This is a genomic window from Winogradskyella vidalii, from assembly GCF_013403955.1.
Lineage (GTDB): Bacteria > Bacteroidota > Bacteroidia > Flavobacteriales > Flavobacteriaceae > Winogradskyella > Winogradskyella vidalii.
Genome location: NZ_JABFDG010000001.1, coordinates 527856 through 552930, shown reverse-complemented (window position 1 = coordinate 552930; position 25075 = coordinate 527856). Strand labels below are relative to the sequence as shown.

General features: G+C 33.8%; 19 protein-coding genes. 4 read left to right on the top strand and 15 right to left on the bottom strand.

Annotation, left to right across the window (positions count from 1 at the left end; translation table 11 throughout):
* The first annotated feature begins 452 nt into the window (after window positions 1-452).
* Both HM982_RS02135 and HM982_RS02130 read left to right on the top strand, forming a co-directional pair.
* The gene (locus HM982_RS02135) at window positions 453-1772 is read left to right on the top strand and encodes a sugar MFS transporter (RefSeq protein ID WP_179351471.1); all 1320 of its coding nucleotides are present in this window, start codon (window positions 453-455) and stop codon (window positions 1770-1772) included.
* A 21-nt stretch (window positions 1773-1793) separates the two neighbouring features.
* Window positions 1794-2765, top strand: coding sequence for a Gfo/Idh/MocA family protein (locus HM982_RS02130; protein WP_179351470.1), 972 nt, complete (start codon window positions 1794-1796; stop codon window positions 2763-2765).
* Window positions 2766-2891: 126 nt separating this feature from the next.
* Here HM982_RS02130 and HM982_RS02125 read toward each other — a convergent pair whose 3' ends face one another.
* The 15 genes from HM982_RS02125 to HM982_RS02055 all read right to left on the bottom strand — a co-directional run bounded on the left by HM982_RS02125 (window position 2892) and on the right by HM982_RS02055 (window position 20702).
* Window positions 2892-3290, bottom strand: a complete 399-nt coding sequence (locus HM982_RS02125) for a hypothetical protein (RefSeq protein ID WP_179351469.1) — start codon at window positions 3288-3290, stop codon at window positions 2892-2894.
* Window positions 3291-3302: 12 nt separating this feature from the next.
* The gene (locus tag HM982_RS02120; RefSeq protein WP_179351468.1) at window positions 3303-3722 is read right to left on the bottom strand and encodes a GreA/GreB family elongation factor; all 420 of its coding nucleotides are present in this window, start codon (window positions 3720-3722) and stop codon (window positions 3303-3305) included.
* A gap of 26 nt (window positions 3723-3748) precedes the next feature.
* Window positions 3749-5050, bottom strand: a complete 1302-nt coding sequence (locus tag HM982_RS02115) for a Glu/Leu/Phe/Val family dehydrogenase (RefSeq protein ID WP_179351467.1) — start codon at window positions 5048-5050, stop codon at window positions 3749-3751.
* A 398-nt stretch (window positions 5051-5448) separates the two neighbouring features.
* The gene (locus HM982_RS02110) at window positions 5449-6777 is read right to left on the bottom strand and encodes a sigma-54-dependent transcriptional regulator (protein ID WP_179351466.1); all 1329 of its coding nucleotides are present in this window, start codon (window positions 6775-6777) and stop codon (window positions 5449-5451) included.
* 9 nt (window positions 6778-6786) lie between these two features.
* On the bottom strand, window positions 6787-7881 hold the full coding sequence (locus HM982_RS02105) for a sensor histidine kinase (RefSeq protein WP_179351465.1): 1095 nt from the start codon (window positions 7879-7881) through the stop codon (window positions 6787-6789).
* Window positions 7878-8981, bottom strand: coding sequence for a mechanosensitive ion channel family protein (locus tag HM982_RS02100; protein WP_179351464.1), 1104 nt, complete (start codon window positions 8979-8981; stop codon window positions 7878-7880). Before HM982_RS02100 ends, HM982_RS02105 begins: the two co-directional genes overlap by 4 nt.
* Window positions 8982-9144: 163 nt before the next feature.
* On the bottom strand, window positions 9145-9729 hold the full coding sequence (locus HM982_RS02095; RefSeq protein ID WP_179351463.1) for a TetR/AcrR family transcriptional regulator: 585 nt from the start codon (window positions 9727-9729) through the stop codon (window positions 9145-9147).
* A gap of 51 nt (window positions 9730-9780) precedes the next feature.
* On the bottom strand, window positions 9781-11196 hold the full coding sequence (locus HM982_RS02090) for an efflux transporter outer membrane subunit (protein ID WP_179351462.1): 1416 nt from the start codon (window positions 11194-11196) through the stop codon (window positions 9781-9783).
* A gap of 4 nt (window positions 11197-11200) precedes the next feature.
* On the bottom strand, window positions 11201-14338 hold the full coding sequence (locus tag HM982_RS02085; RefSeq protein ID WP_179351461.1) for an efflux RND transporter permease subunit: 3138 nt from the start codon (window positions 14336-14338) through the stop codon (window positions 11201-11203).
* Window positions 14339-14360: 22 nt separating this feature from the next.
* Window positions 14361-15494, bottom strand: a complete 1134-nt coding sequence (locus tag HM982_RS02080) for an efflux RND transporter periplasmic adaptor subunit (RefSeq protein WP_179351460.1) — start codon at window positions 15492-15494, stop codon at window positions 14361-14363.
* Between the two features lie 18 nt (window positions 15495-15512).
* The gene (locus HM982_RS02075) at window positions 15513-16004 is read right to left on the bottom strand and encodes a GbsR/MarR family transcriptional regulator (RefSeq protein WP_179351459.1); all 492 of its coding nucleotides are present in this window, start codon (window positions 16002-16004) and stop codon (window positions 15513-15515) included.
* Between the two features lie 264 nt (window positions 16005-16268).
* Window positions 16269-17600, bottom strand: coding sequence for a Na+/H+ antiporter NhaA (gene nhaA / locus HM982_RS02070; RefSeq protein ID WP_179351458.1), 1332 nt, complete (start codon window positions 17598-17600; stop codon window positions 16269-16271).
* 272 nt (window positions 17601-17872) lie between these two features.
* On the bottom strand, window positions 17873-19327 hold the full coding sequence (cls, locus tag HM982_RS02065) for a cardiolipin synthase (protein ID WP_179351457.1): 1455 nt from the start codon (window positions 19325-19327) through the stop codon (window positions 17873-17875).
* A gap of 12 nt (window positions 19328-19339) precedes the next feature.
* Window positions 19340-19822, bottom strand: coding sequence for a GNAT family N-acetyltransferase (locus HM982_RS02060; RefSeq protein WP_179351456.1), 483 nt, complete (start codon window positions 19820-19822; stop codon window positions 19340-19342).
* Window positions 19823-19853: 31 nt separating this feature from the next.
* Complete coding sequence (locus HM982_RS02055) at window positions 19854-20702, bottom strand: META domain-containing protein (protein ID WP_179351455.1); 849 nt, start codon at window positions 20700-20702, stop codon at window positions 19854-19856.
* Window positions 20703-21157: 455 nt separating this feature from the next.
* On the opposite strand from HM982_RS02055, the gene HM982_RS02050 reads away from it, so the two are divergent.
* Window positions 21158-22747, top strand: coding sequence for an FMN-binding glutamate synthase family protein (locus tag HM982_RS02050; RefSeq protein WP_179351454.1), 1590 nt, complete (start codon window positions 21158-21160; stop codon window positions 22745-22747).
* 259 nt (window positions 22748-23006) lie between these two features.
* Window positions 23007-25067 (top strand): FUSC family protein, encoded by a 2061-nt coding sequence (locus tag HM982_RS18635; protein WP_317167414.1) that lies wholly within the window; start codon window positions 23007-23009, stop codon window positions 25065-25067.
* The last annotated feature ends 8 nt before the right edge of the window (window positions 25068-25075 follow it).

Genomic DNA, 25075 nt, shown 5'->3' with positions numbered 1-25075 from the left:
TTTAAAAACCTTAAAGGTTCGTTTTAATTGATTCAAAAGTTAGAATTTTAAATCGAATATATGGAAAATACATTACAAACACAGCTAAAGTCACTGCAAGACTGCTCTGACTTTTAAAAAAGAATAACGATTAACTACAAATAATATACTTCACCATACATTTTACTGTCTCTTTTAACCGAAATGAGAACTATTCGTGCACATAGATAGTTTTACTTTACAACATTCATAAATAATGCTCAATTTGACAACTAAGTAACATTTAAGCTTAAAGATGAAATGCGATTTACCATCTCATTTTTTCAGAATCATTTTTCAAACAATAAAAAAATAAGAGGATGATAAATACAATGTAAAATTTTATGATAACTTTAAAAATTAGAACTTACTCTAACAATCATTAAAAAAATCTGGCTTTAACTCAGCATTATTATTAATTAATTTCAGCGCTTATGGGTACAAATGTAAAACAGCAAAACAACCTTATTCCAATGCTAATTATTGCAGGACTCTTCTTTATTTTCGGTTTTGTGACCTGGATTAATGGCGCCCTAATACCTTTTATGAGAACTATTAATGAGCTCACAGAAGCGCAGTCCTATTTCGTGGCTTCTGCTTCTTATATTTCGTTTGTCGTTATGGCTTTACCTGCTTCGTACATTTTAAACAAAATAGGTTACAGAAAAGGGATGTCTTTAGGCTTATTCATTATGGCAATTGGCGCATTGGTGTTTATACCAGCTGCTGAAGCCCGAACCTATTGGGTATTTTTAACTGGTATTTTTATTCAAGGTACAGGAATGACCATTTTACAAACAGCAGTAAATCCTTATATTACTATTTTGGGACCAATTGAAAGTGGTGCCAAACGTATTGCCATTATGGGTATTGCTAATAAAACAGCTGGGGCTATAGGTGCTTTTATCTTTGGCGCTATTTTGCTTTCTGGTATCGATGCTGTAAAAGCACAAGTAGCAACCGCTACAGAAACTGAAAAAGCACTACTCTTAGATACAATGGCAGATAGCGTAGTTACACCTTATGTAATTATGGCTGTAGTTTTAGTCGTTTTAGGTATTTTAATTCGGAAAGCTCCTTTGCCACATGTAGAGCCAACTGAGGATGAAACCACACATGTAGGCGATTCCGCTAATAAAACTATATTTCAATTCCCGCACTTATGGTTAGGCGTTATAGCTTTGTTTGTTTATGTTGGTGCTGAAGTAATTGCTGGTGACACCATTATAGCTTATGGAATATCCATCGGTTTTACAGGTGAAGAAGCTAAGTATTTTACGACCTACACTTTAATGGCTATGGTGGCTACTTATGCCTTAGGTGTCTTTTTAATCCCCACGTACCTCAAACAGAAAACGGCATTAATTGCCAGTGCGGTATTAGGAATTGTATTTAGTGTTCTTATTATATCTACAACGGGAATAGTGTCCATATTATTTGTCGCTGCATTAGGGATTGCAAACGCTTTGGTTTGGCCTGCTATTTGGCCATTAACTTTAGATGGTTTAGGCAAGCACACCAAAACGGCCTCGGCATTATTAATTATGTCCATTTCTGGAGGTGCTGTAATTCCGCCATTATACGGAAGAATTGTGGATAGTAATAAGCAAAAACTTATCACCTCTGGCATTAATGAAACTGAAGCTTTAGCTAATGCATCTACGGAGAGCTATTGGATTCTGATTCCGTGTTATGCTATAATCTTATTTTTTGCCATTTGGGGCCATAAACTAAAATTTAGCCCTAAAAAATAAACTTCTAAATTACCTATAACCATGCGCACTTACCATTGGGGAATTATTGGCTGCGGAAACGTAACGGAACTCAAGAGTGGTCCAGCCTATCAGAACACAGAAGGTTTTAAGCTCAGTGCCGTCATGCGAAGAACAGCAACTAAAGCAGAAGACTATGCCAAAAGACATAATGTACCAAAGTATTATACAGATGCTGATGCTCTTATTAATGACCCTAAAATTGACGCTATTTACATCGCGACACCGCCAGACTCACATGCCTATTATGCTTTAAAAGTTGCTAAAGCTGGAAAAATTTGTTGTATCGAAAAACCTATGGCTCCATCGCATGACGCTTGTATAACAATCAACAATGCGTTTTTAGCTAAAAACATACCATTATTTGTCGCCTACTATAGACGTTCCTTACCACGGTTTACACAAGTAAGATCTTGGATTGACGCGAATAAAATTGGAACAATTAGGCATATTAATTGGCACTTAAGTAAACCTACCAATGCTATTGATGTATCTAAAACTTACAATTGGCGTACAGATGCCAACATTGCTCCTGCTGGTTATTTTGACGATTTAGCTTCGCACGGATTAGATTTATTTGCTTATTTATTGGGCGATTATTCTGTAGCCAATGGGATTGCTACCAATCAGCAAGGTTTGTATTCTGCACAAGATGCAGTAACGGCAAACTGGTTACATAAATCGGGAGTGACAGGTTCTGGAAGTTGGAATTTTGGAACGGAAACACGGGAAGACCATGTGCAAATTTATGGAAATAATGGAAAAATTCAATTTTCTGTATTTGACGAAAAGCCAATTATAATTGAACAAAACGGTCAATCAGAAAGCATAACTATTCCCAATCCAAAACATATTCAAATGTATCATGTTGAAAATATAAAAAAGCACTTATTACAACAATCTCAACATCCTTCAACGGGAACAACTGCTGTACATACTGCTTGGGTTATGGATCAGATTAGACAACCATCATAGCTTGAATAATAAATCACAAAAAAACCGTGAAAATTAGTTTCCACGGTTTTTATATACCATTTTTTTGACTTTTTATCAGCTATAAATTTACTGAGTCAATCTTTTAATTTTGGTCTGTCACTTGTTTCAGTCACCCAACACGTTATTAAAAAAATTATTTTTAAGTCCTCTGTATTGTTCGATATGATTTAAGTAACTTTTACGAAAACTCTCATGCTCTGAAATATAGGTCATATCACAATGGGAATCTTCACATTCTACAATATGAGTTCTAGAATTGGCATAAGTATTAAGTAGCGTCAGCATGGTTTCGTTTTTAACTTTTAAGGTTTTAAAACGTTCTTTAATACTCTCGTCTTTTAACTTTTGCCTGAATTCCTTAGTACAAAGTCTTATAAAATTAACCAATTCTGCTTCTACATAATTTAAATGAGCAATCCAATTGTTAAGTTCTACTGAATTAATTTTATGTGTAACATCGACATCTGTATCATGATCAAATATTTTTGTTTTAAGAGTTCCCATTACGTTTAAGTTTTAGATGACTAAATCGGTATCGCTAAAAGCGTCTTCACGTTCTACAGCTATAATTTTAAGATTTTGTTTTCCCGCAGGAAAATCCCAAACAATAGTATCACCTGTTGAATACCCTATTAACCCAGACCCCATTGGGGTAAGTATAGAAATTTTATTTTGTTTTATATCTCGCTCTGAAGGGATGACTAAACGCAATTGTTTTTCTATACCATTTTCAAAAACTAAGCTAACTAAACTATTAAACCTTATTACATCATCTGGCATTTGACTATCATCTAGAATTTGTGCTGTTTTTAACTCTTCTGCTAAGGTTATTAAACATTTTTGCATGCCTTGATTTGCTGCGTATCCTGATATATTTAATAAACGTTTTAAATAAACATATTCCTTCTTTTCTAATATTATACTTCCATATTTCATTTCATATTTATTTTAAATTACAAATCCTATGGAAAAATTCCACGTTGTACGTAAGCTCTTTCAATTCGTTCTATAGCAATACAAAACGCTGCAGTTCTCATATCGATATCTTCTCGTACGGCATAATCAAAAACCTTATTGAATGAGCCTTTTAGTTTATTCTCTAATTTATCCATCACTTCCTCTAGATGCCAAACTTCTCCACTTCTGTTTTGTAACCATTCAAAGTAACTTCCAATGACACCTCCTGAATTACATAAAATATCTGGAATAATGGTGATATCGCGCTCTAACAATATGTTTTCTCCTTCAACATTTGTTGGACCATTAGCACCTTCAGCAATCAGTTTCGCTTTAATTTTTGGTGCATTTTCTTTTGTTATTTGATTTCCTAAAGCAGCTGGAATACAGATATCACAATCTATAGCAAAAAACTCATCTGCTTCTACCGCATTAGAATTTGCAAATCCTACAATACTTTTAGTGGCTGAACTATAATTAAAAAGGTCTTCTACACTTATCCCTTTTTGATTTTGAATACTTCCAAAGGCATCCTGAACCCCTACTAATTTAGCCCCATCTTTTTCTAAAAAATGAGACGCCCAATACCCTACATTACCAAACCCTTGAACAATGTATTTTTTACCATTTAAATCTATACCTTTCTTTTCGGCCCAAAATTTTATGGTAAGATAAACACCAAATCCTGTAGCACGATCTCTTCCTTCTAAACCGCCGCTTCCATCAGGTTTACCTGTAACGACATGCTGATTTGCAGAACGTTGAGCAGGTGGTCGGGTACTCATATAGGTATCTGCAATCCAGGCCATTGTTTGACTGTTGGTATTAACATCTGGTGCTGGTATATCGTGTTCAGGACCAATATTATCAGCCAAAGCAAACGTGAAACGCCTTGTGATACGCTCTAATTCTGATTGCGAATATTTAGTTGGATCAATTTTAATGCCCCCTTTTCCGCCACCATACGGTAAACCTGCCAGTGACGATTTCCAGGTCATCCACATCGCTAGAGCTCTTGCCGCATCTAAATCTACAGTTGGATGGTAACGCAAACCGCCTTTATAAGGCCCTAAAGCACCATTGTGCTGAACGCGGTACCCTGTAAAAATTTCAACATCACCATTATCCATTTTTACTGGAAAATTGACTAAGATCTCATTATTGGTGATGCTTAAGATTTTTTTAATATTAGGATGTAGGTTAATACGATCGGCAGCCTTATCAAACTGCTTCATTACATTTTCCATCATCCCTGTTAAAGGCACCTTCTTTTCCGCTGTTTTTTTAATTGTTTTTACTTTCCCCATGGGTTTAATTTTGTTGTTTTTTTAATTTTTTTTGAAGACCAATAAATTCTAATATCTATTGTAGACCAACGGTTTTAAATAGATTTTTAATTTAGGGATCCTCTTCATACTCACTGCAAGCCCATACTTTGTCTTTCTGTGTAGTTAAAACACAGTGATTACGATACACACAGGTCGGACAAATATTAAAGCGTACACTACTCATGAATTACATTTGAATTGTTATCAAAATGCGTCTAATTACAATGGCAAAGTGCATGCCGAAAAAAAACTTATATAATTTTAAAAGCTTAGATAGCCGATGTATAAAGCGTTTCTGTAATTTGGAAAGAAATATCACAAAGTCTCAGCTGGGACCAAATTACTCAGCTGGGTAAAAATGTACCAGTAATAAGGTGTTATTCTGAAAGTTTTTGCCGAATCGTTTTTCGGTCTATTTGAAGAATTTCTGCGGCCTTGGTTTTATTATTTCCTGTTGCTCGCATTACTTTTTCGATATGCTGTCTTTCAATCACCTTTAGTGGTTGAAGTTCATCTGAAGAAAAATCTAAAGTATATTTTAAATGTGCCGGTAAATGTTCTACTTCAATGATCGTATCGCACATAATAACAGCACGCTGAATGCTGTTTTCTAATTCTCTAATATTTCCTGGCCAATCATAACGTTTTAAAACTGCTAAGGCTTCGGGACTAGCTTTCACAAAACGATCTTTGTACTCAATTCCATATTTAAAGAGAAATTTATCAATTAGAGGTGTAATATCCTCTTTGCGTTCTCGTAATGGTGCAATGGCAATCTCGACCACAGTTAATCGATAAAACAAATCGTCTCTAAACGTCTTGTTGACAATCATTTCTCGCAAGTCGTTATTGGTTGCTGCTATAATTCTAACATCAATTTTTTCGGGTTGATTAGACCCCACTTTAAGCACTTCTTTCTCCTGCAATACTCGTAATAAACGCGATTGCACAGCTAAAGAAGCATTACCAATTTCATCTAAAAATATTGTACCACCATGGGCCGCTTGAAAAAAACCATTCCGATTAGATTCTGCTCCTGTAAAAGCCCCTTTTGTATAACCAAACAACTCGGCTTCTAAGAGATTTTCTGGTATGGCACCGCAATTAACAGCTATAAATGGCGCTCTAGAAAATTTGCCTTGATAATGAATAGCTCGCGCTACTAATTCTTTTCCGGTTCCACTTTCACCTTTAATAAAAACAGTAGCCTTATTATCTTTAACGCGCTCTATAATTTGTATAATGCTGTTGATTTTTTCGGAATGCCCAATAATATCCCCATAAACATTAGTTGAATTACCTAAAGGCTTTTTTTTCTGTTCGGCTTGAGATTCAGAAATTTTTAAAGATTTTGAAAGGGCCGTTTTTAATTCGGCTTTTGTAAATGGTTTGGTTAAATAATCTACCACTCCAGATTTAATCGCTGTTAAAGAATCTTGAACGGATGGATAACCTGTAATGACTAATTTTGGTAATTTAGGATAATGTTCCGACACAAATTTTATGAGTTCAAAGCCATCAATTTCTGGCATTTTTAAGTCGGTAATTAATAAATCGATGGAGGTGTCTCGTAATATCGTTACTGCTTCCTTAACCGAAACCGCTTTAAACGTATGGTAATTCCATGATTGTAAATGACGCTGAAGTAGCTCTAAAATATTTACATCATCATCAACAATTAATATGTTTTCTTTGCGTAACTGCATATTATAAAATCAATCTTTTGGAAGTGTTATGGTAAAGATAGCACCTTTATTTTTATTGTTTTTAGCCACAATACTCCCTTTATGAGAGGCCACAATTCCGTGTACTACACTCAATCCTAATCCAGAGCCTTCACCTATAGGTTTTGTGGTAAAAAAAGGTTGAAAAATCTTCGACAAATCATCAGTACTAAACCCTTTACCTTCATCGGAAATCTTTAAAATAATTTCTTTTTTAGTGGTTTTGGCTTCAATAGTCACCAATCCATTTTTGGGTGAAAAATAAATGGCATTGATTAATAAATTAAAAATAATTTGTTGCAATTGGATGGGATCGGCACGTAACCATATTTCGTCATCATGAATGTTAACCTTATATTTTACTTGTTCTTTTCTAAACGTTGCATCTAATAATTTAATGGCATTTTTAATGGTTGGAACACAATTGATTTGCTTCATTTCCTGAGGCATTTCACAAGAAAAAAACATCAATTTTTTAACCACTTCTCTTGAAAAAATAGCATTTTGAATTATTTTATCAACATCTTCTAACGATTGCTTATTAGCTTTTAAGTCGCTTTTTATCAATTCAGCAAAGCCTAAAATATTAGCTAAAGGCGTGTTAATTTCATGGGCAATTCCTGCAGTAATTTCGCCTAAAATCTCTAAACGTCCCACATGTTGCATCTGCCGCCTTAAAGAGGTTTCATTTTTTTTAATTTCTATATGTTCTAATAGTGACCCTATTTTTAAAGCGATATTATTTAGAAGTAATTGCTCTTCTGGTAAAAATGTATTATGTGTCTCATCTGACACTTCAAGATATGCCGTTAGTTGTCCTCTATGGTCATTAAAGGTTTTTATATCAGATTGTATTGAAAAACTGCTATCAATAGTTCGGTTATTAGAAAAAACCGACACGTTTTCCGTTGTGATGCTAACCGTTGTTTTTTGAGGATTTTTAAATGCTTTATTTAAACTAAGGGTAATCGCTTTTAAGGTATCCTCTAACAAATCCGCATCCGTATTACCTATGATTGACGAGACCTCATACAAACATGTCAATTCTTTAATACGCTCTTTTAAAGCTGTTTCAGCGGCACTCATTCTTTATGATTTTGCACGTTGACTTCATTTGCCATATATAGCGTTCTGGTTGGAAAAGCTAAACCAATACCTTCTTTATCAAAACGTTTTTTTGTGCTTTCATACACATCGCATTTTAAAGTAAATGAATTGCCAAAACTAGACGACCACGCCCAAGCTCTGATGGTTATTGATGAATCGTTAAATTTTGTCAACGCTGTTTTAACCATCGGTTTTCCTTCTTTTAAATCGAGTTCCGTTCTATTATCATGAATTAAAGGATGATTTTCACATTCTTCTCGAAGAATTTTCTTTGCCAAATCGATATTACTATCATATGTAATACCCATTTCAATATGCTCACAACATTTTAGTTCTCCTAAGTCGTAATTAATCAATTTTTCTTTATTGATAACAGCATTAGGAATGACAATCATTTTGTTTTCAAAATTTCTTATCACTGTATGTCTTAAAGTGATATCGGTTACAGTGCCAACCATGGTATCGCTTATTTTAACAACATCACCAATTTTAAAAGGTTTAAAAGAAATAATAAAAATACCACCTACTAAATTAGACAAGGCTTCTTGTGATGCTACACCTGCGATTATTGCTATTACTCCTGCCCCACCTAAAGCCGTCTGAGCAACACCTCGCAAAGAAGGAAATGCCATTAAACCAAAAAGTAATCCTAAAAAACAAATACAGAAAACAACAACGTACCTTAAAAACTTATAGGTTGTAGGATCAAAATTTTGAGTTACCTTTTCTTCTATCTTATGTTTAAACCAAAGGTTACATATGGTGGCAGAGAGAATTGTAAAAACCGTAATTACACCTAAGTAACTTGCTAGTTTAAAATAATCTTTAAGGACCTGATTTTTATCGCTATCTACAAAAACAAAACTTAAGGCAATAAGTCCTAGCACCAGCCATAAAATATTTAGCACGCGTTTAATTAAACGCATTGACTTTACCGGAACATCAGAAAGCCGTATGGCTTCCCTTTTAAGCAACCACTTATTAATAATATTGGTTAGAAAATGTAATGCTATTACAATAGCAATAACAGTTACAATATAGATGAGATGGTGTTTGTATGTTTCTAAAAACTCAATCATTATTAGGCCTATATATTAATCTTATTCTCCATTTTAAGTCGTGATAAAAAACAAAATATATTTTGTTTAAAGGCAGTTAGATTGCTATTAAAGAACTAATAGTTTACCTCTTTAGATGAAATTTTAGCAATAATCAAGTCGCAACCAACCGATTTAAATAATTTCATCGTAACGGTTTTATCGTATTTTTTTCTGCTAAAATGCCTCTTAAACTATAAATCACTAGGTGATCTACGATTTCAGAAATACTGTAGTCATTATGTAATTTCACATCCAACAATAAGGTATCTATTTTATCCATATTTAATTTACAGTACAATTCTAGATTCACTTCTTCTAAAATTTCACCCGCTTGTTGCGCTTCTTTTAATAAATCTAAAATAATTGTAAATGTAATATAACTGCGTTCGTTTTGATAATAAAGATATGCATTAGGATAATACTTTTTCAACTCTAAATAGAATGTTGTAGAATAGGATGTTAATTGGCGAATTCCGTAACGATACAACAAAATAATTTTTTTAAGAGCTAAGATATCGCGTCTTAATATTCTTTGAAAAACTACATGGTGTTTTACAAAAGTTGCTTTAACACTTTGCTCCACTAAATCCTCTTTGCCTTTATAATAAACATACAAGGTTTTTTTTGAAATCCCAAGTTTATGGCTAATATCATCCATCGTGATACTTTTAACACCATAAACTTTAAAGATAGGAATCACACTTTCTATAATATCAACACCTGCCATAAGATTAGAGTTTACTTAATTTTTAAACCCAAAGCTAGTCTTTAGCTAAGATTATTTCCAACCACCTCCAAGCGCTTCATATAAATCTACAATAGACACTAATTGCTGTAGTTTGCTATCTATAATATTAAGCTCAGCACTTAAAGCACTTTGTCTTGCGGTTAATAAATCTAAGTAGTTGGCATATCCATTTTTCAGTAACTCTTCTGAATTTGCTTCTGCGGTTCTTAAAGCTTCGACTTCATTTTTTCTAAACTCGAATTTCTTAGTTTCAGATTCGTAAGAAAACAAGGCGTTAGATACTTCGTTTCCTGCGACTAGCAAAGTCTTTTTAAATTGAAGCAACGCTTGCTCTTGTTGAGCCATAGCGACTTCTTTTTGTGTTTTTAGTTTTCTTTGATTAAAAAGTGGTTGTGTTAAACCTCCAATTACAGTTGCAAATAACGAATTTGCATTTAATAATTTATCTAATTCTAAACTTTGAAAACCACCAGAAGCTGTTAATGTTAGTGACGGATAAAAGTTACTCTTAGCGACATTAGTCAATTCAAAAGATTGAATTAAACCATATTCTGCAGCCATTATATCTGGCCTGTTACTTAGTAAAGTAGCAGGAACGCCTAATACAATATCTTGCTCAATTTTTTGGATATCTAAACTACTTCTTTCAAAATGTTGTGCCGATTTACCCAATAAAATACTAAGCGTGTTTTCTGTTTTAAAAATAGCTGTTTCAATATCTATCTGCAGAGCTTTTGCACTGTTGTATTGTGCTATATTTTGATCTACTGCAACTTGTGTTACTTGGCCGGCTTCTTTCAATGCCTTGATAGTCTCTACACCACTTTCTCTAGTGGCTATAGTTTCTTTAGTAATTTCTAATTGCGCATCTAAAGCGAGTAAGTTATAATAGGTGTTAGCAATACTCGAAACCAACTGTGTTTTTACCACTTGATGCCCCGCTACACTTTGCAAGTATGCGGCTTGAGTTGCTCTATTATTACTGCGTATTTTGCCCCAGATATCAGCTTCCCAAGATAAATTTGCAGTTATATCATAAGTATCTATACCCCCACTAAATAAGGCGCCAAACTGACTGTTTTCTGATAGTTCTTGGTGTGTAGCATTAGCTCCAATACTTGCCGACGGCAAATACCCTGCCTTACCTTGCTTGGCATAAGCTTCAGCTGCTATAATTTGCTGAAGCGCTATACGGACATCCATATTATTTTGCAGTCCTTCATTGATATAGTTTTGAAGGTATTGATCTGTAAATAAATTTTCCCAAGATACATCAGCCATAGAAATACTATCGGTTGGCAAATTATCGGTTCTATAGAGTGCTTCTGTTTCTGGCAATTCTGACCTTGTATAATCTTGGGCTACAAAACAACTTTGTAATGTTAGTCCAACAATCAGTAATAAAGCACCTTTATTAAAATTTCTATTTATTAAAATTGATTTCATCGTTTTATTCTTCAATAGTTTGTATTGCTGGTTTACTCGAAATTTTTTCTTGTAACCACTGAAATAATATAAATAAGATAGGAATTACAAAGATCCCTAAAATGGTTCCTATAAGCATTCCTCCGGCTGCACCTGTACCAATGGAGTTGTTCCCTTCTGCACCAACACCTTTAGCTAGAACTAAGGGCATCAAGCCTAAAATAAAAGCAAAAGAAGTCATCAAAATTGGACGTAAACGTGCTTTTGCACCCTGTACAGCCGAACTTACAATACTCTCACCATTCTTTCGTCTTTGTAAAGCAAACTCTACAATAAGGATGGCATTTTTAGCCAATAGACCAATCAGCATAATTAAAGCAATCTGGAAATAGATGTTGTTTTCTAAACCTAAGAACTTTGTACTAATATAAGCTCCAAAGACCCCAAATGGCAGTGATAATACTACAGCAAAAGGCAATAAATAACTTTCGTATTGCGCACTTAATAAGAAATACACAAACAAAATACTTAAGATAAATATAAAGGTCGTTTGGTTTCCTGCGTTGACCTCCTCACGAGTTAAACCAGAATAAGAAACCGTATAGTTACTCGGTAATTTAGCAACTTCTTCTTCAATAATTCTAATGGCATCACCAGTACTAAAACCTGCATTTGTAGCTCCTGTTATACTTGTGGAGTTTAATAAATTAAAACGCGTTACCGATTGTGGCCCATACACTCTTTTTAAGCTTACAAACTGTGTTATAGGTGTCATTTCTCCCGTATCGGTTCTCACATACATACTATTCAAAGCACTTTCATCAGCTCTATCTTCAGGTAATGCTTGAATATACACCCTAAACTGCTTTCCGAATTTAGAAAAATCTGACGCATAAATCCCACCAATATACCCTTGTAACGTTGAAAAGATACTCGTTACAGAGACACCTTTTTCTTTTGCCAATGGCACATTAACTTCCATTTCGTACTGTGGATAGTTGGTGTTAAAAGACGACTGTGCATACTTAATTTCTGGGTGACTCATTAAAGCCATTGAGAAATCTTTATTAGCTTTGTCTAAATCGGCAAATTCACCACCATATTTATCTAACAAATTAACTTCAAATCCGGCAGAGTTTCCAAATCCACGAATACTCGGTGGCGAGAAGAAAATAATATTAGCTTCTGGAATTCCTGCGGCGATACCAAATAATTTTCCGGTGATGGCTTGCGAAGAAAGTGACGCATCTTCACGCTCACTCCAATCTTGCAATTTAATAATACCCATACCGTAATTAGATCCGGCACCACTAATTAAACTACGTCCTTTAATTACGTTAACATCAACAATACCTTCTAAATCGCTTATCTGAGCATATAAATTCTGCGCTACAGCATCGGTTCTATCTAAAGATGCACCTGCTGGCAACTCAATATTTGCAAAAATAATACCTCTATCTTCATTAGGTACAAAACCTGTTGGAGTGGTATTTGCAGCCCAATAAATTCCGACACCTGCAATGATTAATAACAAAACAGATATAAATTTATTTTTGTATAAAAAATGAAGTGATTTTCCGTAACGCTCAATGGTTGCATTGAATCCACGGTTAAATAAAGTGTAGAAACGTTTTAAAGGACTCTTACCTTTTACGTCATCATCGTCTTTATGAGATTTTAATAATAAAGCACATAAGGCCGGACTTAAAGTTAAGGCGTTTACTGCTGAAATTAAAATAGCAATAATCAAGGTGACACCAAATTGTTCGTAGAATACGCCTGTTGGTCCAGATATAAAAGTTACAGGAATAAATACCGCAGACATCACTAATGTAATTGAAATAATTGCCCCTGAAATTTCATTCATGGCCGTTAATGTTGCTTTTTTCGGGTTGTGTTCACCCTCATCCATTTTAGCATGGACAGCCTCCACAACCACAATAGCATCATCGACCACAATACCAATAGCGAGCACTAGTGCAAAAAGGGTTAATAAATTAATAGAATACCCAAACATATTCAAGAAGAAAAATGTTCCTATAATAGATACAGGGACTGCAATTGCAGGAATTAAAGTCGAACGAAAATCTTGTAAGAAAATAAACACTACTAAGAATACGAGTAAAAAGGCTTCAAATAAGGTAACAACAACCTTATCGATAGAAGCATTTAAGAATAAACTGGTATCGTATGGAATAAAAATACCTAAGCCTTCAGGTAAATCTGCTTCAACATCATCTAGCGTTGTTTTTATGTTTTCAATAATCTCTTGTGCATTAGAGCCTTTGGTTTGAAAAATCCCCATAAATATCGCAGGATGCCCTTTACTCATCGCATTTGCAGCATAAGATTGTGCATCTAACTCTATAGTTGCAACATCTTTTAATCTTAAAAATTCGCCATTTCCTAAAGCCTTAATTACAATGTCGCTATATTGTCCTTCATCTTTAAATCGCCCACTATAGGTTAAGGTATAGGTAAATGACTCTCCATTATTTTGACCCAATGATCCTGCAGCAGCTTCTAAATTTTGCTCTGCTAAAGCCGCCGAAATATCCGAAGGCATTAAATTATATGCGGCTAGTTTTTCTGGTTTTAACCACACGCGCATGGCATAATCTTGTTGTGAAAATACACTAACATCACCAACACCGCTAATACGTTGCATCGCTGGTATAACATTAATTTTTAAGTAATTTTGAATAAATGTTGCATCGTAATCCTCACTTTCAGAATACATAGACACAAACATTAACGCACTTGTTTCTTGCTTCTGAGTGGTGACCCCAGTTTGCGTAACTTCTTGTGGTAATAATGGAGTTGCTCTTGCCACACGGTTTTGAACGTTTACAGCAGCGATATCCGCATCCATATCCTGATCAAAATAAACGGTGATTTCAGCGGTTCCAGTATTAGATGCCGTAGAGGTAATGTATGTCATACCTTCAACGCCATTAATTTGCTCTTCTATAGGAATGATAACACTCTCTAAAACTGTTTCTGCATTTGCACCTGTATAACTTGCGGTAACTTTTATTGTAGGTGGCGCAATATCAGGGTATTCTTCTACAGGTAAAGTTCCTATACTAATTAGCCCAAGTAATACTATAATTATAGAGATTACTGTTGAAAGCACAGGTCTTTCAATAAATGTTTTTAACATAATAAAAATCTTTGTTAATTATTTAATTTCTAAATAGAGGTTCTATCGGTTTAATAGCCTCTTCAAAGGGCTTGTCTTGAGGATTTATAACCATTCCGGGTCTTAGTTTACCTACGCCAGAAACAATGATTTTCTCTTCAACATCTACACCAGATTCTACTACGTATAAATTGTGTATTGTCGCTTTTACTTTTATAATCGACGTCGTTACTTTGTTATCTTCGCCTAGTTTAAATACCGTGACATTTCCCTGTTGCTCATAAGTAGCCTCTTGTGGAACTACCAAAGCATCTTCGTAAATTGTTGGCACTTGAATTTTACCACTGTTACCGTTGGTCACCAATTGATTAGGATTGTTAAAAACCGCTCTAAAGCTTACTGTACCTGTATTTTGGTTAATTTGACCAGAACTAGTTTCTATTTTCCCTTGCTCTTCATAAGTGTTTCCATTAGCCAATATTAAATTAACCGGTGGAAAATTGGCAATTTTTTCTTTTACATTTTTGCCTTCAGCATTCTGTAAAAAGTCTAAGTATTCTGTTTCATTTAAGCTAAAAAAAGCATAAACCTTGCTTATATCACTAACCGTAGTTAATGGTTGAGCATCACTTGGACTAATTAAAGCCCCTTCTCTAAAATTGATTTGCCCCACAAAACCATCTACAGGACTTTTAATGGTTGCATAACCAATATTAGCAGACACACTACTGTAATTCGCTTTTGCTTGTGCTAAATTAGCCTTAGCCGTTTCTAATTGTACAGCACTAATAATATTTTTTTCTACTAGTGGAATTAATTTATCAACCTCAACTTGCGCTACATTAATACGTGCTTTTGCTGCGCCCGCATCTTGACTAAGAGACTGTGTTTCTAATCTAAATAACACTTGACCTTTACGTACTTTTTGGCCTTCATCTACAAGAACATCCTGAATATATCCCGATGTTTTAGCACGCACATCACTATTTACTATACCTTCAATATTGGTTGGGTACTCTTGGTAACCCGTTACCGTTTTTTGCTCTAATTGAGTTACTGGTATAGCTGGTGGCGGTGGTGCGGCTGCCGCTGATTGATTTTGTTCACTGTTTCCACAGCCAACAATGACTAAGATAAAACTGAGTCCTAGTAAAGTATATAAATTATTCTTTTTCATTTTATTTAATTAATTAGGTTAGTGTATGGTCAATTTATTTCGTAATGCTTCTATTGAAGTACTTGCTTCATCTAAAAATTGGATGTAATCATTATGAAAATTCAATTCGAATTTTTCTTGTTCATCTTCAATTTTTTGAGTGTTGAAAGCTTCTTTATAATTTTTTATTTCTATATGCAAGGCTCTTACTTCTTGCCACTCATTAATCATCGTATCAATGTGCTGAACTATCATATCTTTATTTATGATAAAGTATTTTTTTCGATCACCAGTTTTTGTAAAATACACTATCTTTTTTAAATCTTGTAAGTGATTAAGATGTGTAGATATAGTACTTTTACTAGCACATAAAATCGTTACCATACTTTCAAAGGTGGTACCTTGCTTACCTGTTAATATTATATAAGACAATATACGGGCTGCTACTGGTGCTAACTGCTCTCTTTTCTCTAAATGCACACCTAGTTTTTCAACCAAAGCCATTTTTTCTTTACAAACATTTTCTTTCATTGTTAGACTTTTTTATACTACCGAAATCTATATTCCAAGTAATAATTTGGCAAATATATACAATTGGTTCGGAACAAACCGAACCATTCGAAGTTAAATCATTGTTAAAAAAATTATAAGGGTGAGCTACATAAAACATATAACCTTAACAAAGATTCTAAAAATCCTCATTAAGGTTATATAGTAATTTGAATATTATACTGTAAAAAAATTACAGTTATAGCTTAAATAATCCCACTTAAGAAGTTAGAATTAGAGATGCGTTTACGATTCCTCAAGCTCAGGTTCTACCGTGACTACCTTCTTTTTTGTATTCATATATAAAATAACATAACCAATAATTGCAGAAATAAAGGATGCAATTAAAATACCTATTTTAGCCGAATCTACAAACTCTGGCGAATCAGCAAAAGCTAAACTAGCAATAAATATAGCCATAGTAAAACCTATACCAGCTAAGAAAGCGACTCCAATTATATGCATAAAAGTAATATCAGAAGGCACTTCAATCAGTTTTAGTTTTTTACATATCATAACTATTAATGATATCCCTATGCCTTTACCTAAGACTAAACTTAAAATAATATTAATGACCAATGCTGTATCCATATCACTAACATCACCAATTACAACACCAGCATTGGCTAATGCAAATATTGGAAGGACTAGAAAAGCCACCCAACTATGAAGTTTATGCTCTAAATGTTGTAAGGGGGATTGAAACTGCTCAGTCATATCTTCTAAATCTTCTACACGATGTATCTGTTGATTAGAAAGAATTGGCTTTTGCAGTATAGTGGACCCTTTTATATCTTCATAGACCTTTTTTAATTGGTCTAAAAATGTAGATGTATTAATGGTTTGTTTTATAGGCACTGAAAAGGCTAATAAAATCCCTGCAACCGTTGGATGAATACCAGCTTTAAGAAATAAAACCCAAACAATTATACCTAAGAAAATAAGCATAAACCTAGAATATTTCCCTTTATAAGACATGAAATATAAAAATGCCAATAACAGACCTGCTATTAATAGTAAAATCATATTAATTGAACCACTATAAAATATGGCGATAACTAAAACTGCTCCAATATCATCTACAATTGCAAAGGCTGTTAAAAACACTTTAAGACTTAAAGGCACTCGATTTCCTAAGGCATTTAGAATCGCTAATGAAAAGGCGATATCAGTAGCCATTGGTATTCCCCAACCTTTAGTCGTGGCTGGATTTTCATTCAATAATAAAAAGAAAGCTACAGGCACTAACATCCCTCCAATAGCGCCTACTAATGGAAAGGCAATTTTCATAGGAGAATTGAGCTCACCTATAACTAACTCACGTTTAATTTCTAAACCTATTAAAAAGAAGAAAATAGCCATCAATCCATCATTAACCCAAAGGATTAAAGGTTTTTTGAATTCGAAAGAATCTGTGGTAATACCAACGTTGTATTCCCATAAATTTAGATAGCTTTCAAAATAGGGTGAATTGGCCCAAATTAAAGCAATGATAGTGGTTAATAATAGCAAAATTCCACTAGAACTTTGGAATTTTAAGAATTTCTGAAAAGGGGTAAGAAATATTCTTCTGAACATAAAATGTGCTTTGTTGTGAGAAAGATTAGATTCAAAGATAAGGTATAGGCGTTAAAAAAATTAAAAATTATAATGATTTTAAGAGCTTTTACAGAGAATCCTACTTTCAAAATAATTTGGTCTGGTATTTGTTGACTGCGAAAACCCACACGAGTGAATAACTAAATTAATAATTCTCCGACTTTAAACAATGTCAACAATAAACTTCTCAATATATACCGAGGCTTAAACTTCAAAAAAAAATTAAAAATAATTACTAGTCGTTAATTCAATTATAAAAAAGGAGATAGTAATCGCACCATTTTATCCCATAGCTGAATATATTTTGGTCTATTTAGCCACGTTTCAGCATCAATTTGCAGCGAATCTTTTAAATCATTGTCAAAGATTTCAGTAAGCTGTCTGGCTATATTTTCACTATAAACCATCGCATTAACTTCAAAATTAAGATCAAAACTTCGATAGTCCATATTAGCAGAACCAACAACAGCTAAGCTACCATCAACAACCATTGTTTTTGCATGCACAAACCCCTTATTGTACTTATAAATTTTTGCGCCGTAGCGAAGTAGTTCGGTATAATAAGCACTTGCTGCCGCGTTTACCATTTTGGAATCTGACACGCCAGGAATAAGGATTTTTACATCTAATCCGCTTTGTATGGCAATGATAAGTGCATCCATTAAACTTTCACCTGGAATAAAATACGGGCTTGTAATATAAATACTTTTTTTAGCTGAACTTATCGCTTCTAATAAGGTGTAAAAAATAACCGGCTGTGTACTATCTGGACCTGATGCTGCAATTTGTACTACTTCTTTCTCAATGGTTTGCTGTTTAGTATCATCTGGAAAATACGATTCGGAATATTCTAAATTAGAAGCGCTACTAAAATTCCAATCACAAAGAAATAAGTATTGTAAATAAACGGTAACTTGTCCTTTTATCATTAAATGGGTATCACGCCAAAATAAATCATTTTTATTATTTAAATCGTTTCGGTATTTATCACTCATATTAATCCCCCCAATAAAACTAGTAGAACCATCAATGATGACCAATTTTCTATGGTTTCTATAGTTAAGTCGGTTAGCGAGTGCATACCACTTAATTTTGTAAAAAGGCGCTGTTTCTACACCTGCATCATGAAGTCGTTTTATAAAGGGCTTTCCTAAGCGATGGCTTCCAAAATCATCATACATAAATCGCACCTTAACACCAGCCTTAGCTTTTCTGATTAAAACCTCGGCAACTGAATTTCCGGTGGTGTCATTTTCAAAAATATAATACTCAAGATGAATGTGACGTTGGGCATTATCTAATGCTTTTAATAATTCAGGAAATTTATCTTCTCCATTGATTAATAATTTAACGTCATTGTTTGTCGTTAGAGGACTGCTTCCGGAACGCCGTGTAAATTCGATTAAATTCTGGTATTTTTCGCCTACCAATCCCGAACGTTGTATGGCTTCAAAATAAGCATCTAATTTGCTTTTAATCTGAGCTCGCAACGGTTCATCTAAGCCTAGTTTTTTACTGTAAAGTTTTCGGTTTCTATAATTAATTCCAAATGAAAAATAAAAAATCATTCCAATTAAAGGAACAAAGAGAATAAATAAAATATAAGCTAATGCTTTGGTACTACTTCGGGTATCATTTACAACTCTAAATATGACCAAAATGACCACAAACAAGTAAATAATTTCTACGAGTAAAATCCAATTCATAATCTAAAACATCTAACGCTCTGTTAAATTAAGATAATTTAATGGAAGTGACCTCACCTGCTTAACCATGAGCAATCGCTTTTCATTATCAAGATAATAATTGTTAGATTCTGACACTATTTTGAAATTAAGATGTTTATAAATATTAATTGCAGCCCTATTGTAGGGATGAACAGTTAAACAAATCTCGTTGCAATGGCCCTGTTCTAATAAGGTGACTATTTTTTCTACTAATTGTTTACCAATCTGTTTACCCCTTGCTTTTGGATGTACACCTAAAGATAGTAACCAACCTTGATTATTTTTTATTGAAATATTCCCTAAAGCATAGCCTAAAATTACACCAGCGTCTTCAGCAACTAAAAAATAATTTTCAGCTATATCAAAAAATTGCCGCAGCACAAAAAGTGGATAACTGCCATCCTTAAAACTTAATTCTTCAATAGTATGTACCGCTTTTAAATCTTCTAAGCTTGCTTGTCTTATAACAACCATTGTTATTGATTTTAAAATTTTATATCATGAATTACTTCATATCAATCATTTCAAAAACTGCTAATGTTTTATTTTCACTTGTGCTTAGCAGCAATTCATTATCAGTTATAGTGTATTGCTTAGCAAGTTCGAAAGCTTTTAAAAATTTTGCTTCATTAAAATCAACATTCGGACAGGCTTTTAATGTAGAAAGCATACCTGAGAAATTAATATTATTGTCAGCTTCTAATGTATAATTACCTCCAAAAGAGTTACAACCTGCAAACCCAGTAATTCTATTATCTGCTGAGTTTAATGTAAAGTAAAGAGCACCGTCTTCATTTTCTGCTTTTGGTACCTCTTGACCTTCTATGGATTTTAAATTCCAACGCGTGTCTACGATTGGTGTACTTTCCATTTCTACTTTTTTAAACTCTGCTAATGGTGCCATTTTTGCTTTATTTAGAGTCAATTTATCTCCAGACAAAGAAAAATTATCCGCATTTTCAAACACATTCAAAATTTGAGATTCATTAATTTTTGAATCCGGACATAACATTTGAGTAGAACCCAATTTAGAGAATGAAATTTGATTTCCTTCCACTATGGTATACGTCCCCATAAAAGTGTTACAACCTGAATTTCCATTTACACGATTAGTTTCAGCATCTAAAACAAAATAAATAGCTTGTCCGTTTGCTTCGGGGCCTACCATGTCTGTACCTCTTAATTTGGTGATTACCCAACGGGTATTTTCAATAGACGTATAAGTATATAGATTTGATTTTTCAGTAGCGACTTCTACATTTTGATTTTCAGTTTCTGAAGTCGATTTCTTTTGGTTATTACAACTCACCATGGTTAAAGCAATAATAACGAGCGTTGTTAGTTTAGTTTTCATAGTTTTAAATTTTAGTATCAATTATGCCACAAACCTAATTGTAGTTTACCAGCTTCCTAGTCAGAAACATTTAAAATGTTGTTAAAGTTCGAAATAACTCCACCATAATTAGATGAGTGTCTACGGACTGCTCTTCTGTAACGTATACATGGTAACTTTTAGGAAATGGATTCTTTTGTATTAGCATAAACACTTCCTCAATTATAGTATTTTACGTCTTTTTTGAAGCTTGAAACCAAATGATAAATCAACTTAGCAATTTTCCACTGGGCTTATATCAGCGTATTCTTCTAAGATAGGCTTTTATTTTACGTTTAATTCAATAAAATCACCATAAAAACACTTTGCAATTGACGATTTCTAAAAAAAACAGGCAATAAAAAACAAACTATATAATTTTAATTTATTATTTGATTGCGTAATCCTATATTTGCCGCTTTATAAAAATTTGCATTATGAAAGTTCGCGAGTATTTTGTTATTATTTCTATATGCCTCGTATTGGCTATTTTAGGCGTTGCGTTTTTTTGGCAACCAATTTTATGGCTATTTCTTTTAGTTGGTCCGCTTATTATATTAGGCCTTTTCGATATTTTTCAAAAACACCACACCATTAGACGTAACTTCCCTCTACTCGGTAGATTTAGATATATTCTCGAATCTATTCGACCAGAGATAATGCAATATTTTGTTGAAACGGATACAGAAGGCAGACCGCTAAATCGTATTCTACGATCTTTAATCTATCGCAGAGCAAAAGGCATCAATGATACGGAACCTTTTGGTACCCAAATGGACATCTATCATTCGGGTTACGAATGGCTAGAGCACTCCATGTATGCTAAAAACAATCCTAAAGATATTGGTGAATTTCCACGGTTGTTAATTGGTGGTAAAGATTGTAAACAACCTTATTCTTCTAGCTTATTAAATATTTCGGCAATGAGTTTTGGCTCATTGAGTAATAATGCCATTCTCGCCCTAAATAAAGGCGCTAAAATGGGGAATTTTGCTCATAATACAGGAGAAGGCGCTATTAGTGACTACCATTTAAAACACGGTGGTGATTTAATATGGCAAATTGGAACCGGTTATTTTGGTTGCCGACATGAGGATGGTACTTTTAACGATGTTACTTTTAAAAAAAATGCCTTACGACCAGAAGTTAAAATGATTGAGATTAAGTTATCTCAAGGTGCCAAACCTGGTCATGGCGGAATTTTACCAGCCTCTAAAAACACGGAAGAGATTGCTAAAATAAGACATATAAAACCTGGTGTTGCTGTGCATTCTCCGCCTTCGCATTCTGCTTTTTCTGACCCGATTCAGTTTATGCACTTTATCAAAAAACTCAGAGAACTGTCGGAAGGTAAACCTATTGGTTTTAAACTGTGTTTAGGTAGAAAACAAGAATTTATGGATTTCTGTGAGGCCATGATTTTCACAGGTATCCAACCCGACTTTATAACCGTTGACGGAGGCGAAGGTGGCACTGGTGCTGCACCTGTAGAATTCTCTAACTCTATGGGAATGCCATTACGCGAAGGTTTAATTTTTGTCCATGATACTTTAATTGGTTTTGGACTAAGAAAAGACATCAAAGTGATTGTTGCCGGAAAAATAATCACTGGATTTCACATGGCTAGAGCACTTGCTTTAGGAGCTGATGGTTGTAATAGTGCCCGTGCCATGATGTTAGCCATAGGCTGTATTCAAGCTTTACAATGTAATACCAATACTTGCCCTGTTGGTGTAGCCACTCAAAATGCATCTTTAGTTAAAGGATTAGTTGTAGATGATAAAGCTCCAAGAGCCAATCGTTATCACGAAGCCACTATACATAGTTTCTTAGAGCTTGTTGCCGCAGCAGGTTTAAACACGCCTAGCGAACTTACAAGAGACCATATTAGTAAACGGGTTGGCTTATACGATGTAAAAACTTACCACGATATTTATCCACCTATTGAGGAAGGGTCTTTACTAAACATTGACACCATTCCTGAAGAATACAAAAAGTTCTTTCAATTAACTCGTATTATGAAATAAACGAAACGCTTTGTTATGTATGTGATTTAAAGTTTGGATTTAAGTCAGCTGTATGATACTAATTGTATCTTTGTACTTAACTATAAAATAACTAAATCCTATCATAAATTTAGTATCCAAACACGCCAGAGAATTACAAGAATTCTTTAAAAGCACCAGTTTCTCAAAAGCCGTTTTAGTTGGTTTTGCAACTACAACGCCCATACTTTTAGGTATTTTTACTAATAATTTTGAGATTGGATTAGCGCTTTGTTTTGGTGTGTTATGGTGCTCACCAAGTGATATTAGTGGCCGTTTAGAACACAAGCAAATTGGCATTTTATTTTCTTCTGCTCTTGTCGTTGTGATTAGTTTTATTGGAGGTTATCTCAATATTTCAAACCTCTTACTCTTCCCTATTTTAGGACTACTAACGTTTAGTATTGCCTTTTTTTCTATTTATGGTTTCAGAGCCTCTTTAATTAGTTTTTCAGGCTTGTTAGCTTTGGTATTAAGCTTTGCTCATACATCAGAAAGTTTAGAGGTTTATCAATATGCTTTATTAATTGGTTTGGGTGGTATATGGTATTTATTAGTATCAACCTTATGGTTTTATATTAATCCTAAAGCACAAACCGAAGAAATCTTAAATCAAACCTTTTTACTTACTGCAGAATTTCTAGATACTAGACGACTACTTATTGGTGACCAACCCGATAGAGATACCTTACAAACTCAATTAATGACGTTGCAAAGTGAGCTCACAGAACACCACGAAACCCTACGTGAAATTTTAATCTTATCACGAAAAACTTCTGGAAAATCGAACTACCAAAGCAGACGCTTATTGGTCTTTATTCAACTGGTAGAAATTTTAGAGACTGCTGTTGCAAACCCGGTGAACTACGAAAAGATGGATGCTTTATTTGAAATTCACCCTGAGTTTAAAACTGATTTTCAGAAATTTATTTCAGAATTATCTCATCAATTAAAGGTTATTGCACAAAACCTCCGCAAATCAACAAAATTTCCTCCTAACCAAATGCTATCAAGTGCTTTAAAAACACTTGAAAATGACATCTTAAAATTCAAAAAAGAAAATCATACAGACGATTATGAGCGTTATTTAATGCTTCAAAATTTATTAGATTATCAGATAAAACAATTTGAAAAATTAAAAAAAATAAAATGGTTATTAGGGAATCCGGAATTGAATTCGGATGACTTTATGAGAAAGGATAAAATGAAACGGTTTATTGATACCCAAGATTACAATCCGAAATTACTACTTGTTAACCTCAACTTTAGATCTACAATTTTTAAACATTCACTCCGATTAGCTGTAGCAGTAATGTTAGGATATGGTATTGGATTATTTTTTGATTTTCAGAATCCGTATTGGATTATCCTTACCATTATTGTAATAATGCGCCCTAGTTACGGTCTTACCAAAACCCGCTCTAAGGATCGTATTATAGGAACTCTTATCGGTTCTGTTTTAGCAACTGGTTTGGTGTTTTTAATAAAAGACCCTTATGTTTATGGTGCTCTTGGCGTACTCTCTATTGTAATTGCCTTCTCCATGGTACAGAAAAATTACAGAGCTTCTGCGACCTTTATTACGCTGAGTGTGATTTTTATATATAGTATATTAGAACCTAATGTTTTAAAAGTCATTCAATTTAGGGTTATAGATACGGTAATTGGAGCTGCACTTTCTTTTATACTGATGCGTTGGCTATGGCCCGCTTGGTCTATTATGGAAATTGGTAATCATATTAAAGAAGGGCTAAAAGCTAATACTGCTTTTTTTAGATCTATTAGTCTCTATTATCAAAACAAAGGACCTATACCTACAAGCTTAAAAGTAAACCGAAAAGAAGCTTTTTTACAGATGTCTAATTTAAGCTCTGCATTTCAGCGTATGGCTCAAGAACCGACATCAAAACAGCACCATATTGATGATATATACGAACTGGTTGTTATTAACCATAGTTTTTTATCGTCATTATCGTCATTGAACACTTATATTCAAACCCATGGTGCCACTGAAGCTTCAGACGATTTTAAACTTATTTCTAAAAAAATCAATGAGAACTTAGATAAAGTCTGCTTGCAATTAGAAGCTATTAATTTTGAAAGCTCTATGCTGACAACCTCAACTTATAAGCCCGAACCATTTGATTTTCCGGTTAACCGCATCACTAGTGACACTAAAATTATTCAAAAGGATAATGAAGCTATCCACAGAGAAGAACATTTAGTTTGGGAACAGTTGTATTGGCTCTATAGTTTAAGTGAAAAAATATTGAAAATAACGCATAAATTTAAACACAGTTAATCGCTTTT

What these genes read in the sequence shown, in the direction of transcription:
- cls (WP_179351457.1), bottom strand. Translation starts at nt 19,327, where the DNA reads ATGAATTGGATTTTACTCGTAGAAATTATTTACTTGTTTGTGGTCATT.
- HM982_RS02120 (WP_179351468.1), bottom strand. Translation starts at nt 3,722, where the DNA reads ATGAAATATGGAAGTATAATATTAGAAAAGAAGGAATATGTTTATTTA.
- HM982_RS02055 (WP_179351455.1), bottom strand. Translation starts at nt 20,702, where the DNA reads ATGAAAACTAAACTAACAACGCTCGTTATTATTGCTTTAACCATGGTG.
- HM982_RS02135 (WP_179351471.1), top strand. Translation starts at nt 453, where the DNA reads ATGGGTACAAATGTAAAACAGCAAAACAACCTTATTCCAATGCTAATT.
- HM982_RS02090 (WP_179351462.1), bottom strand. Translation starts at nt 11,196, where the DNA reads ATGAAATCAATTTTAATAAATAGAAATTTTAATAAAGGTGCTTTATTA.
- HM982_RS02050 (WP_179351454.1), top strand. Translation starts at nt 21,158, where the DNA reads ATGAAAGTTCGCGAGTATTTTGTTATTATTTCTATATGCCTCGTATTG.
- HM982_RS02110 (WP_179351466.1), bottom strand. Translation starts at nt 6,777, where the DNA reads ATGCAGTTACGCAAAGAAAACATATTAATTGTTGATGATGATGTAAAT.
- HM982_RS02085 (WP_179351461.1), bottom strand. Translation starts at nt 14,338, where the DNA reads ATGTTAAAAACATTTATTGAAAGACCTGTGCTTTCAACAGTAATCTCT.
- HM982_RS02105 (WP_179351465.1), bottom strand. Translation starts at nt 7,881, where the DNA reads ATGAGTGCCGCTGAAACAGCTTTAAAAGAGCGTATTAAAGAATTGACA.
- HM982_RS02075 (WP_179351459.1), bottom strand. Translation starts at nt 16,004, where the DNA reads ATGAAAGAAAATGTTTGTAAAGAAAAAATGGCTTTGGTTGAAAAACTA.
- nhaA (WP_179351458.1), bottom strand. Translation starts at nt 17,600, where the DNA reads ATGTTCAGAAGAATATTTCTTACCCCTTTTCAGAAATTCTTAAAATTC.
- HM982_RS02130 (WP_179351470.1), top strand. Translation starts at nt 1,794, where the DNA reads ATGCGCACTTACCATTGGGGAATTATTGGCTGCGGAAACGTAACGGAA.
- HM982_RS02115 (WP_179351467.1), bottom strand. Translation starts at nt 5,050, where the DNA reads ATGGGGAAAGTAAAAACAATTAAAAAAACAGCGGAAAAGAAGGTGCCT.
- HM982_RS02080 (WP_179351460.1), bottom strand. Translation starts at nt 15,494, where the DNA reads ATGAAAAAGAATAATTTATATACTTTACTAGGACTCAGTTTTATCTTA.
- HM982_RS02095 (WP_179351463.1), bottom strand. Translation starts at nt 9,729, where the DNA reads ATGGCAGGTGTTGATATTATAGAAAGTGTGATTCCTATCTTTAAAGTT.
- HM982_RS02060 (WP_179351456.1), bottom strand. Translation starts at nt 19,822, where the DNA reads ATGGTTGTTATAAGACAAGCAAGCTTAGAAGATTTAAAAGCGGTACAT.
- HM982_RS02125 (WP_179351469.1), bottom strand. Translation starts at nt 3,290, where the DNA reads ATGGGAACTCTTAAAACAAAAATATTTGATCATGATACAGATGTCGAT.
- HM982_RS02100 (WP_179351464.1), bottom strand. Translation starts at nt 8,981, where the DNA reads ATGATTGAGTTTTTAGAAACATACAAACACCATCTCATCTATATTGTA.